11 protein-coding genes are annotated in these 14,927 nt (G+C 52.4%); 2 read left to right on the top strand and 9 right to left on the bottom strand.

The features are described 5' to 3' along the window. Positions 1 to 5: 5 nt before the first annotated feature. Positions 6 to 386: a hypothetical protein gene (locus Pan161_RS09510; RefSeq protein WP_145226176.1), complete on the top strand. Its 381-nt coding sequence runs from the start codon at positions 6 to 8 to the stop codon at positions 384 to 386. 53 nt (positions 387 to 439) lie between these two features. Here Pan161_RS09510 and Pan161_RS09505 read toward each other — a convergent pair whose 3' ends face one another. The 9 genes from Pan161_RS09505 to Pan161_RS09460 form a co-directional block, all read right to left on the bottom strand. Beyond that, complete coding sequence (locus Pan161_RS09505) at positions 440 to 1,309, bottom strand: EF-hand domain-containing protein (RefSeq protein ID WP_145226175.1); 870 nt, start codon at positions 1,307 to 1,309, stop codon at positions 440 to 442. A gap of 190 nt (positions 1,310 to 1,499) precedes the next feature. After that, a complete protein-coding gene (locus tag Pan161_RS09500; protein ID WP_145226174.1) occupies positions 1,500 to 4,514 on the bottom strand; it encodes a PQQ-like beta-propeller repeat protein in 3,015 nt (1,004 codons plus the stop codon). 1,594 nt (positions 4,515 to 6,108) lie between these two features. After that, positions 6,109 to 7,224, bottom strand: a complete 1,116-nt coding sequence (locus Pan161_RS09490; RefSeq protein WP_197995802.1) for a sialidase family protein — start codon at positions 7,222 to 7,224, stop codon at positions 6,109 to 6,111. Positions 7,225 to 7,237: 13 nt separating this feature from the next. Then, complete coding sequence (locus tag Pan161_RS09485; protein ID WP_145226172.1) at positions 7,238 to 7,654, bottom strand: peptidase associated/transthyretin-like domain-containing protein; 417 nt, start codon at positions 7,652 to 7,654, stop codon at positions 7,238 to 7,240. 67 nt (positions 7,655 to 7,721) lie between these two features. Then, the gene (locus Pan161_RS09480; RefSeq protein WP_145226171.1) at positions 7,722 to 8,630 is read right to left on the bottom strand and encodes a DUF1559 domain-containing protein; all 909 of its coding nucleotides are present in this window, start codon (positions 8,628 to 8,630) and stop codon (positions 7,722 to 7,724) included. Between the two features lie 368 nt (positions 8,631 to 8,998). Next, a complete protein-coding gene (locus tag Pan161_RS09475) occupies positions 8,999 to 10,159 on the bottom strand; it encodes a sialidase family protein (protein WP_145226170.1) in 1,161 nt (386 codons plus the stop codon). Continuing rightward, complete coding sequence (locus Pan161_RS09470) at positions 10,149 to 10,868, bottom strand: GntR family transcriptional regulator (RefSeq protein ID WP_145226169.1); 720 nt, start codon at positions 10,866 to 10,868, stop codon at positions 10,149 to 10,151. The genes Pan161_RS09475 and Pan161_RS09470 overlap by 11 nt, the downstream gene beginning before the upstream one ends. 204 nt (positions 10,869 to 11,072) lie before the next feature. Then, positions 11,073 to 12,146, bottom strand: a complete 1,074-nt coding sequence (locus Pan161_RS09465; protein ID WP_145226168.1) for a hypothetical protein — start codon at positions 12,144 to 12,146, stop codon at positions 11,073 to 11,075. A 34-nt stretch (positions 12,147 to 12,180) separates the two neighbouring features. Continuing rightward, complete coding sequence (locus tag Pan161_RS09460; RefSeq protein WP_145226167.1) at positions 12,181 to 12,894, bottom strand: FadR/GntR family transcriptional regulator; 714 nt, start codon at positions 12,892 to 12,894, stop codon at positions 12,181 to 12,183. A 101-nt stretch (positions 12,895 to 12,995) separates the two neighbouring features. Here Pan161_RS09460 and Pan161_RS09455 point away from each other — a divergent pair, with 101 nt between their 5' ends. Then, positions 12,996 to 14,879 (top strand): FAD-dependent oxidoreductase, encoded by a 1,884-nt coding sequence (locus Pan161_RS09455; RefSeq protein WP_145226166.1) that lies wholly within the window; start codon positions 12,996 to 12,998, stop codon positions 14,877 to 14,879. Positions 14,880 to 14,927 lie beyond the last annotated feature (48 nt).

Genomic DNA, 14,927 nt, shown 5'->3' with positions numbered 1-14,927 from the left:
AAGAAATGAAAAAAAACAGTCTGGGGCTCTGCAGGCGGCTGATCTGCTTGGCAATGTTGCTTCTATTCTCGCCAATATTAACTGGGTGTGGAGCGCCTTCAGCACCGCCTCCTTCAGAGACTCAGAAAAGTGAAGTTGCGAAAAAGTCGATTGATGAATTCGTCGCAGCGGCAAAGAAAAGTCCCAAGACGGCTGAAAAGGATCTGACAATTCTGATGGAGTCCCTGGATGCTTACGCCAGCGAATACGAAGGACCGTACATCGATCTGCGTGATGCGGCCAAAGAACTGTTGTCGCTGTATCAGAGTTCGGCTGCGAAAGATAAAATCGATGCACAACTGGAAGTGCTGCAGCAAAAAGCGAATGCCCTGTCGTCTGCCGACTGAATTGGAATCTGGTGATCGCGCGCACAATCAATCGCGTGCGATCACCGATGACATCAATTCACGATGATCAGTGACTTGATGCTGCCATTTTTTGAAAAGTCCTGACTGAATTCGAGTGTCGCCTGTACTTTCACTTCCTTATGGCCTGCTATCGTTACTGTGGGAGGCGTCATATAACCTGAACCTGCATTGGTGATCTGCAAGCCGGTCACCTTTCCCTCTTTGATTATGGCCTGGGCGGTGGCCGGTGTATGTTTCCAGAGCCCTCCACGCTCAGGCTGATAGCGATAATAATTGGAAACGGTATCCAGCCGATCGTCAGAAATACCATGTTTACCAAGAGCTGCCATCAGGACTTCTTTATTAGCTCGCGCCCTTGCAGGTGAAGGGTCACCGCCTCGTGCCGGTTTCACGTTACTGAATGCCTGTCGAAAGACTTCCGGTTTCACGCCGAGTGCCGCGGCAATCAGAGTGACAGGGCGTCCGTGATCGCGAGGATCCGTTTCGTAACCGCCTGTGAAAATGACCGTGTCAGCGGGCGTGTTTTTTGAGAATGCTTTCTGTGGTCTTTGGTCTGGCATTGGTTCTGCTCTGCGGCGAGGGGGGCGATTGGCTCCTGGTCGTCGGTGATGACTCTCACCGGGTTGATGATCTCGTGGAGGATGTGGGGGGCGTGGCATTTCATTTCGTGTCAGTGTGCCACTCTGGTCACGGTCCAGTTTCTTGAGCACAGAGCCTGACTGTTCGATTTCCCGGGGTGAAATCTCGCCATCCTGGTCAGTATCAAACAGAATCATAAACGGGTCAGGAGGGGGCCCCTCCGGTCGCTGGCAGCCCCGATCTCTCTGGTCACGTGGCGGATGAGAAGAGACTCCCGTCGCAATCAATATGGCGACAGCTGCAAACGCAATCAAAAATTTCATCAGAATCGATCTCCCTGCTGGGGGCCCTGTAAGTTCGATTTGTCCTGTTTACTTAATTTCATCTCCTTAGAAATTTCGTAGAACAAGATCCGTCAGAAACCCTAACGCACGCATTGCAGGAGAACTACTGCTTAATTCTTAAATAATTGAGGATCCCCTGTTTCAATAGGTTTTCTGACCATACATCTGCTCACTCGCTCCCCTCCAGTGCGAACCAGGCCTGCATCTGGTAGGAGCAGTTACACTGGGATGAACCATCAGGAACGAGCACCAGGCCGCCAGCGGGGATGGCATTGATGTAACAACCCAGGCGGATACCCCCGAAGTTTTCTACCCCTGCTTTGCGGGTCAGATCAACATATCCAAGTGTAGCCGAGCGAAAGACCATCATATGCTTACTCGCGGAGATCTGTCCGCAGCCATAAGATCGGTCGAATTGGAAATCCACGGGGGTCCCCGTCTTCAGTTCCCAGGCACCGCCTTGTGCATAGATCTTGTCGCCATTGATGATAGGGTGCGACTGGTACTCCGCTTTGATATCCCAGATTCGCTTTCCAGACTTCGCATCGATGGCGGCCAGGCGACCGCCGACTTCGGAGGGAAGCCTGAAAAACTTATGTCGGATTCCCTGATAGAACATCAGCAGGATTTCATGGTCCTCTGAAACCGCCAACTGGGTGCCGAAGACGTCCTGGTCATCCTCCCAGAGATCCTTACCGGTTTTGGCCTGAAATGCTTTGAGCTTCCCTTTGCGCTGAGCATCTTCAGCAGAGGGCGGATTGGGGCGTCCGTTTCGCCGTGCTTCTTTGATGTGGTCAGCTTTAGCGATTTCCCGGTCGACCAGAAATACACTGTCGTTGCCGATGGTGATCGCGTTGTTGCGAATCGAATATTCGGGCTGATAAGTCCAGAGCACATTTCCGGTCTTGGCGTCAATGGCGTAAAACAGAACGGATTCGTTTCGCAGTGTCAGGCCTTTGTAGCGGGGGCTGGTGTAATGTGCGTCATTGCTGACGGTACCATAGATCACACCCTGATGATAACCCAGATAGCCCCAGTTCTGATTCGGATCGTCACGGCTGACGGGCGTAGAAATCTTTCTCACCAGTTTGCCGGTTTTCAATTCAATCTGATGACAGAACTCGTCCTTGCAGACAAAAGCATAGTCACCTCCCAGACAAAAGTTGCTACCCACTTCCGCGGTGCTGACATCATGGTGAATGCCATTCATGTCAGTGAGATTATTCTTGAGCTTGTATTTCCAGAGCGTATGTCCGTTGTAAGCATCGAGACCGCATAAGCCATGCAGACCGCCCACAACCATCACGCCCCGATTCACCAGCGGTGCGGGACCCTGGCCGTGACGATTGGGAATCTGGAAATCGACATCACGGTACCAGTACATTTTGAGTGGTCCTTTGACGATTTCATCATCGGAGTTGACCGTGTTTGTAGAATTGGAATACTGGTGAGTCCAACTGCCGGCCCCTTTCAGGTCAGCTTTGGTTTCTACCTGCAGTTTTTCCACAGGTCCCCAGCAGAGCTGTCCTCCATACGGACGTTGAAGGCGACGGGCTTCCTGCAGCAGTTGCGGGCTCACGTCCTGCTTCAGAGAAGTAGAGCAGATCACCAGATTCGCAAAGTTCTTAGAGTAAGGAGCCTGCTCCGGATTCGCGATATGCACGACGACTCGCGAGCCATACAGGCCTGCTTCGTGCAAGAGTTCACGCGCGGCCGTTGCTTTTTCAGCATCTTGCATAACGACATAAATCTGTAATTCTGATTGCCGGGCCAGTTCGAGAGCCAGCCTGGCGTTTTCGGCACCCAGGTCGACGCAGATGCCAGTCTTGACGTCCGTTTGATTGCAGATCGCTTGAGCGGCTTTCTGAGAAACAGGATCTGTCGCGAGAGGACTGGCGGGAATAACGTTGTTTTCTTCCCGTGGTTCCGCATTGGCGAAACAGCTGATGCTGCCTTGGTCGGTGCTGACGATGAGGCATTCATCCGCCGCCGCCAGGCCACGAACCGTCCCTTCAATTTCATGTGACCACCAGGAGTTTGCCTGTGCTTTAAAGTCGACGCCAGTTACTTTGTTATGAGAACCACAATACGCATCATTACCCGCCACAATGACATCGGTGATGGTGTAATCCAGGGGGATGAGTCGTTTCTCTTTAAGCTGTCTGACAGAAATCGGCTTTCCTTTGCGGTCACGAGTCTGTGTATCTGACCATTGGCTGTAAATCAGGGACTGGCCATTACCGCGAAGAATGCCTTGGGGGGTAGCCACCATCGGGCCGGTACCCGTTTGTTGTGTCAGGTCGCCGTTCGTCTGATCGTAAAGACAACCTGCGTTACAGAAAAATTGATCGGCGAGCACGACATCCGAACCGCCGCGCTGCTGGTTCTTCTGCAGATGATAATATTGAAACTTACCGCTGGCCCGTTCAAAGGCCGCGGGAACTGCGCGTCCGGTGGGCATAAAGATCTGGTCTTGACTGGCAGCCAGATAACCCTGGGAGGAGACGCCACTTCTCGCGGATGCACCACCGTGAGGCTGATTCATCAGGAGTTGACCGGAATTCTGGTTCTGCCAGACGTCGTCTCCGGTTTCCGCATCCAGGGCGTAGAGATAAACACCATCGGAAGGCCAGATACCGGCCGCAAAATAAACCTGGTCTCCATGCACCACCGGGCCGCCACGAGCAGGCCAGTGTGAAATGAGCCGATCATTGCCCATGATATATTTTTTCTCGGGGCCTCCCTGTTTTTTCCAGAGCAGAGCACCGTCTTTGATGGCCAGCGCGTAAAGACAGCCATCATCGCTGGCGACAAACACGCGGTCTTTCCAGGCCGCCGGTGCAAAACGGATCGGGCCTTCAGTGAAGAATTTCCATTTCAATTCTCCCGTTTTCAGATCCAGGGCATAAAGCTGGTCATCAGCCGAACTGCCGAACAGCACCGTCTGATTGACAATGATGGGCTGAAAAACTTCATCAAACTTGATGCGGGTATGCGTTGGCCAGGCGGGAGCGGGAGCGTGTTTTGTCCGAAACGTCCATTGCAGTTCCATGCGGTTGGGCAGGGGGGCTTCGGTGTAGCCGCTGCGGGCCGCATCTCCGCGAAATTGCGGCCAGTCTGCTGACGCAGGTGTTGAGAAAGCACAACCGATGATCAGGAAAGCGAATGAAGACAAGAGTTTCATGGAACGCCTCGGAAGGTCAGTTTATTCGGACAGGAATACGAATCAGGATTTATTGATCTGTTATGTTAATCCATGTTTGCGGGCTTGTCACCGATAACAGTCAAAAAACAACTGTTAGAAGTTCATCACCACCCACGCCGCCATTCGCCTGTAGAACTGAATTTTCCACATCGGTAGCGACGCATTTTCGCACTCCCGCTGCATAAAATGAACTTGACCGCTGCGCGCCACCGGCGATAAGCGTAGACCTGTGTCGCGCGCGTGCCCAGTTTACAGTGCACCGAAACACGGGCCACTTGTTCCTGATCTTCACCGTAAAACAGCCGGTTTTTTCCAGATAAGCAGTTCGCAGAACAGCACCTGTTCCGAATGTATGCCTGCGGGTCGCCGCACTTCGCGGTCTTTCACACCGGAACCGCCACTGCTCACACCAGCATCGTACCTGTATCAACAGACATCGCCACAAGATTCGAAAATTCTCCTTGCTCCCCACACTCCACTCCTTAAGATAACCCTCGAACAAAAAAACAAACCCGATTCCCCAAAACCCAGACATCACGACCTCCTTTCGTGTCATTTCGTGTTTTTCGTGGTAGTAAAATTTTATTCCCCACGACTAAATCAACCAGAAAAGAGAACCGTCCGAGTTCCACAGTCAGCTTGTCCGACTGTGATTGTGATCACGGTTCCCTGACGTGGTTCACCACAAATTATAAAGATCAGCTCCCACGCCCCGCAGATGAAAATCCCGCACCACTGAAAACAGACAACGGGTAAACCTCCGCGAAACGAACCCCATAAGCCGCAGTGCGTTAGCAGCGGTTGTCTTCCAGTCTGCAGGAACCGCGGCTGGCTTTATAAGACTAATGTGAAAGAAAGAGTGCCCCCGGATGCAATCCGGTGTTGTCGCAGACAACAGGAAACTGTCAGTGAAATCACCCAATTAAGTTTCACGTCACTAACCTGCCTTCCCATACAGGCGGTACCCAAGTGTCCGCCCGCCTCTCGAAGTTCGCCCCCGTTTCACACCGCATTGCAAACCGATGAAACTTTCGAAATCAATGTTTCTACCACGAAAAACACAAAATGACACGAAAGTGAAAGTGGGTAAGCCCGGATGCAATCCGGGCCGAGCGCAGCGAGCAGGAGGTTGCAGCTGTTACGTTCAATTCGAAACAGGGCTGCTACGATACTCGGCACGGTCAGACGAAATCGCAGAAACCGCGGCTAATGCCGTACGGCTAAGGTGAAAGAAAACAGGGGTTGTCGCAGACAACAGGAAACTGTCAGTGAAATCACCCAATTAAGTTTCACGTCACTAACCTGCCTTCCCATACAGGCGGTACCCAAGTGTCCGCCCGCCTCTCGAAGTTCGAACCCGTTTCACACCGTAATGGGAACCGATGAAACCATCGAAGTGGATGTTTCTACCACGAAAAACACGAAACCACACGAAAGCGAGACAGTGGGTGAGCCCGGATACAATCCGGGCCGAGCGCAGCGAGCAGGAGGTTGCAGCTGCCGCCTATATTTATTCCCTGTTTCACTGAAATCAACGCAGGCTCTGCTGATTGAATCTGCCAGCCGAAGTCTGTCAGGGCTCACTGTTTTTCTGCAACAGAGTCGCTAATGGGATTTCCTGGTAGCGCAGTCCACCCGGACCGTAATACACCAGGTGCAGCGAATCATTGCGAAAATCCATGCTGGCATAAGAGTAAGAGCCTTTCGGATCATCTTCGATTTGGGTCAGGTTCTCCCAGGTTTTTCCTTCATCATAGGAAAGACCGAGTGTCAGCGGCGTGCGTGGTCCCTGATGGTCGGCTCCGGGGACAACAGCATTGTTCCAGATCAGGATCAGCGGCGCGTCTTTGCCTGGTACACGCTGCAGCAGCATGGGGGCTTCGGGATGTACAATGTCGGTTTTCTCAGCAGGACTCCAGGTTTCTCCCCCATCACTGCTGTAAGCGCGATACATGCGGGTGGTCTGAGTGCGGATGAGCATCAGGATACGCCCATCGTTGAGTTGTTCAATTTCCGGTTCCATCGCACCCCGTCGAGGACAATCCACTTCATTGGCTGATCGATGCCAGGTCTTACCTTCGTCATCGGTGTAAAAACTGAACGAGACAAAGTGTTCGTCTTTCTGCCAGGCGCTCGGAGAACCAAAGGCTGCCAGCAGAATGCGTCCGGATTTCAGACGGATGGCTGCTGAGTTGACGGTGAAAATTAATCCCTTTTTACCATGTGACAGTTGTTTGGGTTCGCTCCAGGTTTTGCCTTCATCGCTGGATTCTTTAAACCATAAATTGGCGAAGCGATTGCTGTCGATGCGGATGTAGGTCAGAAAAATTTTCCCACTGGTTGTTTTTACGAGACTGGCCGACATCACGTTCATCTTGCCGATATTTTCCTGAACGGTTTGCGGGGCCGACCAGGTTTTGCCGCCATCGTCGGAATGGATTTCGACCAGTCGTGCCGGATCATGGTCGTTTCCGGTGGCGCCGTACCATTGAGTGTAAACGAGCAGCAGGCGACCATCATCCAAAGTAATCAATGAACCCTCACCGTGTCGCGGCAGCGCTTTGGTGGCTTTGATCAGCAGACGCGATTCAGCCTGGCTGTTATTTAATTGAGTGGTCGATATCGTAACCAGTACCAACAGGCTGATCCCGAGCTCACAGATGGTAGGAAAATTCAAATGCGATTTCATGGGGGGGCCTTTTTTATTGAAGATGAAAGTCATGCTGGATCGGGTCGCTATCCGGCGGAATGGTGATTGGTTCAATTGTTGATTTCGTATTAAACTGTTCTGGCAGGTATTGCTTGCGGCTTGAAGAACTGCCTCCGGGCTGATCTCCGGGCAGTCCCGTCTCACCCTGGTAGGCGCTGATCTTTACCTGATATGTGCCTGGTTTAACGGCGGAGCGGTCGGTGAACTGATAATTTCCAGCATTGATTTGCGCAGTTCTCGCCGGAGCGGAATTCCCTGTCTGGGGGATGAGTCGAATCACCCCTTCCTGAATCGGTTCCCCCTGGTAATTGATTGTTCCGCTCACGGGGGTAAGTGCCATCCCGTCGCTTGCTTGACCGCAACCAGTCAGTAAAAGCAGGCAGCTGCAGATGATGTATCGATTGCTCATATTCCGAAACCTGTAACAAGAGGCGTCTTTAAAACAAAGGGGAACAGCGAATTAGGGTCAATGTCTTTTAGAATTCTCCGATGACTTCACGACCTGCGCGGGTTGTCAGATCCTGCAGTGTTCCCAGGTCAATATTTTCAGAAATGAACCGGACGGCACCATCTCCCATCAGAAAGTGACAGCCCCCGGTGTGATAACTGCCGGGGCCGGTAAAATCATCGCCGTTCCAGCTCCAGCCCGTGAGCAGGGGAAAGTTGGCATTGATCCCGCTGCGCACGCCAATGCCACCGCCGCCGTAGGAGCCCCAGGCAAAGATTTCATGCGAGCCAGGGGCATCGCCCACCGTTTCCGCGAATGCCAGTGTATTACTGGTACCATCCAGAACGTCGCGGAATTTGGTTTTTGAATTACGGTAAAACATGCCGTCCTTATTAAAACCGACCGCGTCTTGTCCGTCCCGTGCGGGGTTTCCATCTCGGCCGCTATGCGCGACTGGCTGATAGTGACTGCCCCAGGAGTCGTCGGGACCTCCAGCCCCTGTCCAGTTCAGGCCCTCATCCTGTGGATTGCTGGGGCAGAGGAACACGTTGATTTTGTTTTGGGTAATCGGTGCATTCGAAGAGTGATTAAACGCTGCCAGGAAATTGAACTGATTGTAAACGTTCGTCTGATCGAGAAAAGGAAGCAGCATGGTGGAGCACATTTGAGAGCCGAAGTTCTGCGGAGCGGAAGTGGAATTGTCGGTATAACTGCGACCAAAGGGGAACATGCTGTGAGAGTCGTGGTAGTTGTGCAGTGCGAGCCCAAGCTGTTTGAGATTGTTTTTGCAGGTACTGCGACGCGCTGATTCACGAGCCTGCTGAACCGCGGGCAGCAGCAGTGCAATCAGAATCGCGATGATGGCGATCACGACCAGTAACTCGATTAAGGTAAAGCCCCTGGTAGCCGTTTCTGTATCTCGATGTCGTGTCGTCATTTCCAAGTCTCCCGATGAGGTGTAAAAATAAGAACTCACAAAAGGATAACCCTGTAAGTCAACGAGTTATATTATAGGGGTAAAATATATATCATGATATATCATTGTGTGGTTTTGAAATATTGTCAACTGAAAAATGAAGAATTGACCCAAAATCAGAGAGTTCCAGCGAAGTCATTATCGGGAACGGTATGCGGACCGGGGAAGCAGGTCCCAGGGGAATTAAGGCAGCGGGGAGTAAATATTCAGCTCACGCATTTCAATGCGAACTGCCGTTCCCGGTCAGTAGTTGTTCGATTGCTGCTTGAAGTAACGCCTGGCCTGGTTTGATGAATGTCAAAAGTGTACCTCAAGCAGTGAGTTACAGATTAACAATTGACGACTGTCTTCTGGTGTTGTTCAATCGATTGCTGTTCAACCTGAAAGCGGAACCAGCGAATCACGCTGACGCATTGTTCGTAGCACCAGAAAGTGACAAACAGTTCGCCGTCAGAGAGACGGGTAATATGGGGCGCACCAAACTTGAGCACGGCGAAATTATCGGACATGTTTTCTCCCGTGGACGTAATGCCTTCCAGCTTATTGTGCCCCCAGAGTGGCTGCTGGTCGCCGTTGATCCAGTTGCCTGCGTCATCTAAACGGGACAGGCAGGCCCAGAGTCCCGGCTGATCCATACGACGATAGATATTAAGCAGGCTGCCATCTTCGAGCAGGCAGGGTGTCAAAGTCTGGCCCTGAATCTGTGTGGAAGCAGGTTCCGACCAGGAAGTTCCGCCGTCATCACTGATTGCATAGTGATTCGGGAGATCGGTTGACGATGCTTCGTCGTAGCACCACGCTACCGCCAGCAGACGTCCTTCAGGGTATTCAACAACTTTGGATTCCCAGAAGATCAGGTTGTTATTTTCGCTGTGCATAATGTTGAGGTATTCATCCCAGGAGTTGCCTTGATCGGTGGAGACCAGCGCCAGCATGCGATTTCCATTAGGTAGATGGCCTGTCCAGTCTCGCCAGGTGGAAGTGGGCCAGATCCAGCGGCCATCATTGAGGACTGTGATCGGGCTGCACATTTCGAATTCGGGGCCCTCCAGTGGTGGAGAGACGAGTTCTGGTTCTGCCCAGGTCTTGCCCAGGTCAAGGGAGCGAATCATTAGCAGTTCGGAAGGGACCATGCCTAGTGTCTGAGGATTGCATAAGCCTTCCCCGGGGAAATCGGTACGATCAAAGCGAACCAGGTTAGCAATCAGTTCTCCTGATTCCGTGACTGCGAGCCGCCCGAAGGTGGAAGTCAGTCGCTCGGTGACACTGGTGTCAATCGGGCCCTGGTATTCCCAGGTCTGTCCCTGGTCTTTCGAACGCGACAGATGCAGTTTAAGGTTGACTGCTTCAAAAGCTTCCCCCAGCATATACATGGCCAGCAGCGAGCCATCAAGCAGGGATACGACTGACGGAAAATAAGCGTGTACGCTTTTGACATGGGGTTTGGCGTTCTTGAACAGGATTCCTGTTTTCAGCTGTTTAAGTTGCATTGCGGCCTCGTTCCTGTTTTCGCATAAAAGCCAGGACGTCGCGACGACCTGCCTGAATCTGTTCGCTCATAATCTGGCGCGCCAGGTCCGCATCACGGTTACGGAACGCTGCCAGGATCTGCTCTTTGCCCGCGCAGGTTTCTTCTGCACTCTGGGGAGTGATGATTTTATGCTTTAGCTGACGCAGGGCATAAAAGACATCGGTAATCGCCCGCTGTTCCTGGATGACTTTTTTCAGCAGTCGATTCCGCGAAGCTTCGATCAGAATTTCATGAAATTCCGTTTCGCAGTCCACCCAGCGATTGAATTGGGTCGGCGTGGTGTGTTTCGCCTTTCGCTCAGTGATGGCGACGGTGATTTCGCGCAGTTCGTCAATGATAAACTGCAGATCGTCCAGTTGTTGCGGTGTGATATACAGGGCCGCTTCGCCAGCTGCGAAACTTTCGAGCAGATCCCGCAGCACGTACAATTCGTCCAGGTCTTCGCGTCCAATCTCCCGGACGAATGCACCGGACCCCTGAATGTGTTCCACGAAGCCTTCCGATGCCAGGCGGCAGATTGCTTCGCGTACGGGAATCGCACTCACCCCCAGTTCCGCAGCCAGTTTGCGGTTCACCAGGCGGGCACCCGGGGAGAGCACATTCTGCTCCATCTGTTGTTTGATATACTGATACGAATATTCGGTGAGATTTTTTGAGGTATCTTCCATCAGCGTCCACTGTATGTACATTCGGTGATAGACTAAGTTAACACTATTAATATATCGTGATATATCAACGCCGTCAAGTTTTGAAAGCAATGATGTTCATTCAGAATGCGACAACCGGTGTTGCTGCTATACCGTGATGCAGGATAGAAAAAAGGGAAAGTCGCCCGAAAGACGCTTTCCCTTTAAGAATTGGCTGAAACGATGTTATTTGTTTTTCAGTTTCAGATCTGCCATGTAGATGGCGGTGATTGGCTTACCGTCTTCGTCTTTTTCATGGCTGGAATAATAGGAAATCAAAGCATGTTCAGGGCTCAGAATCAGAATTCCGGGGTAAGAATTGTCTCCGCCACTGGGAAGGGAAGCGAATTCGTGCAGTTGATTATCTTTGAACCAGTAGAGTGAAGTCACATATCTCCCATTCTTACGCTGGCGTCCACCCACGAGATAGCGATCACCCCACTTGGCAAGCAGCGGTCCGCCGATATAACGGTCGAGTTGCTTCCGATCCCATTTTTCGAAGGGGGGCCGCGATCGCATCACCCAGGCAGGATTTGAGCCGCTGCGGCCGATGGCCAGCAGGTCGCCGTTCTTCTCGAACAGAAATGCGGTTTCGTCTCCCTGTTTTTCATTGAACAGGCTGGCAGTTTTCCAGACCAGGCCGTCGTCGCTTTCCAGGATCGCGGTTTCAATCAGTTCGCGATCCTTATCTCCTTGTGCAAAGTGCCGGATACGGCGGCCACAGAGGTAGGCTTTGTCTTTATAGGCAGCGGCCCGCCAGATGTAATGGCCGTAGGTTCCTTCCAGCATAATCGGTTTCGACCATGCTTTACCGTCGGCGGACCAGACGGCGAAGCCCAGATGTTCGTTGATGGTCCGGGTTTCGGGGGCAGAATCGCCGCAGTACCAGGTGCCAGTGTAGACGAACAGTTTGTCCTTGAAGATCAGGAAATGCGGGTCGCGGACATCCCGTTTGGGGACTGAGAATTCATTGACCTGTTTCCAGGTTTTCGCGTCATCACTCTGCATGATCAGAATGCGCGAAGTCGGGAACAGCATATGACCGCCCGGGCAGGTGCGGAACGTGAGATAGTATTTGCCTTTGAATTCAATCATATCGGTGAACGCATTGTGCTCGCCGTTATCGAATACTTTATGAACATTGCTGACTTCCACTTCGGGTAAGTCAGTATTCTCACCTGCAGGGAGAGGAGAGGTTGTCATCACGCTGCAGCAGAGCAGTGTTATCAGAGTGATCAGGCAGTATTGTGTTTTTCTCATTATGCTACGCTTTCTGAAAGAGTGTCCTGGTTCTTCAGTCGATTTCCCGTTCCGGCATCAACAGATATTTCAAGTGAGCCCGCATGACTGAGCGTGCCCGTTCTACGTCGCGATCCTGAATCGCGCTGACCAGTTCAAAGTGCTGCCAGATGATGCGTTCATTGACATCATCATCCAGCATGGGAGACTTCCGTGTGGGATACGAAGTTTCAAAGAGAGTGGCCAACAGTTTCTGCATGTCGGCGATCAGTGGCACGCCGGACATCTCCAGAATCAGGCCATGAAACTCGCGTTCAATTCCGATGCGGCGCGGGCGATCTTTCTTCTGGCGGGCAATCTGTTTGAACTGTTCGGCGAGTTCTGCCAGCGCTTCAATTTGTGCTTCACTGGCATTTTTGATAGCGAGTTCGACTGCGCCGACTTCCAGGGCATAGCGGAACGAAGCGAGTTCGGCCAGTTTTTCCTGCGAACGTGCCAGTGAAGGGAGGCAGTTGGCCCAGACTTCCACGGGATCGGGGTGGCGGACGATCAGCCCTTTACGCTTACGACCTTCCAGCAGACCCAGGGCACACAGGCGGTTGACTGCTTCGCGGGCAATGCGCCGCGAAACCTGATATTCTTCAGCCAGTTCGGCTTCGGTTAGAAAAAAATCGCCGTCCGTAAATTCAGCGGACTGGATTCGATGCCGAATGCGTTCAGACAGTTCCAGCGCCAATGAATGAGGCGGTACTTTTTGAATAAGTGTCATTATAGATCGATGTTGTTGCAAAATACATTGAAAAGTCAGTATTAAAGGTTATTATATGTCATTTAAAGTGTGTGTCAAACGAAAAGGGTTATGAAATCAAAATGACGATTCTGGAAGAACATGTCTTGAATTCTGAGATTCTCATCGCCGGAGGAGGGATGGCTGGCTGCTGTGCGGCGCTGGCGGCGGCGCGGTGTGGGGCACAGGTGATATTGTGTCAGGATCGTTCGGTACTCGGCGGAAATGCATCGAGTGAAGTTCGCATGCATATCGTGGGAGCGAATGGCACGGGCCGATTTGATCGAGGAGCAGAGCTGGAGACGGAAGCCCGCGAAGGGGGGATCATCGAAGAGTTGCGGCTGGAGAATTGCATCCGCAATCCGCAACGGTCGGCTTCCATGTTCGATCTGATTCTGTATGAGAAATGCCAGGCGGAACCGAATCTCAGACTCATGCTCAATACCTGCGTGACTGCAGTTCGATTGAATGGAGATCGAATCGAAAGTGCGACTGCGGAGCGACAGAGTACGGAAGACCGTTTCAGGATCAATGCGAAAATATTTATTGACTGTACCGGCGATGGTCGACTGGCGGCGGAGTCAGGAGCCCGATTCATGGAAGGGCGCGAAGGGCGGCAGCAGTTCAATGAAAGTCTGGCGCCTGAGACGGCGGATCAGCATCGACTGGGTTCGACGATTCTCATGCAGGCCCGACGTCATGAGCGGCCGATGCCGTTTGCAGCGCCCGAGTGGGCGCGGAAATTTGATCCCGCAGAGTTGAAGCTGCGACTGTATGCGACACCGGGAGAAGAGGAGCCGACGCATGAGTACGGATACTGGTGGGCCGAGTGGGGAGGTGTGCTGGATACAATCAAAGAGAATGAACGGATCCGCGATGAACTGCTGGCGATTGTGATGGGGATCTGGGATCATGTCAAAAACGGTCCGCCGGGCACACCTGCCAGGCAAGATCCATTTCAGGCCGCACACTGGGCGCTGGACTGGTTTGGTTTCGTGCCAGGCAAACGCGAGAGCCGCCGTTTCATTGGGCAACATGTTTTGACTGAACACGATCTACTCTCGTCCCGCGCATTTCCAGATGCGATTGCCTATGGTGGCTGGTCGCTGGATCTGCATCCACCAGAAGGCATCGATGCGCCCGGGCTGGAACCCTGCACACAGCATCCGGTGCCTCATTTATATGATATTCCGCTTTCGGTCTGTGTTTCGGTAAATCGTAAAAATCTGATGTTTGCGGGACGCAATATTTCTGCGACGCATGTGGCGTTCTCATCAACTCGCGTGATGGCGACCTGTGCGACGATCGGTCAGGGAGTGGGGACGGCGGCTGCTTTGGCGATTCAGCAACAGCAGGAACCAGCTGAGTTAAGTACGAATTCGGAAATCATGTTACAGATTCAGCAGCAGTTGTTGCGCGATGATGCGTATCTCGTGGGGATAAGAAATAAAGATTCGGTTGATCTCGCACGCTCCGCTAAAATCATCGCCAGTAGTGAGCAGGCTGGATACGAAGCGTGCAACATCAACTCGGGGCAGACGCGAAGTGTGCATGGTGTAACCGGCGCACCCGAGGGGCGTGCCTTTCCCGGCGGACATCGCTGGCTGTCCGATCCTGCGGAAGGTTTGCCGGCGACGCTGTTGCTGGAGTGGGAGACGCCGACGAACGTCAGTGAGATTCAGTTGATTTTCGATACGGGCCTGCATCGGCATCTGACTTTGAGCCATCACGATGGTTATACTGAGAAGATGCAGTGGGGAACGCCGCAACCGGAAACCGTGCGGGATTATCAGATTGAAGTGCACGACGATTCTTGCTGGCAACAGATTGTTAACGTTACGGGGAATGTTCAGCGGCGGCGTGTGCATCACCTGGAATCAGAGATCGCTGTGAAGCAGTTGCGAATTGTTGTGACTGCGACGAACGGTGTGGATCACGCGCGGATCTGTGAAGTGCGGGTGTATTGATAATGTGATTTGAAAAATAAAGGGTAGTACCGGATGCAATCCGGTATT

Source organism: Gimesia algae, assembly GCF_007746795.1.
GTDB classification, from domain to species: domain Bacteria; phylum Planctomycetota; class Planctomycetia; order Planctomycetales; family Planctomycetaceae; genus Gimesia; species Gimesia algae.
The sequence above is the reverse complement of the archived record's forward strand: the minus strand, read 5'-3'. Positions and strand labels throughout refer to the sequence as shown.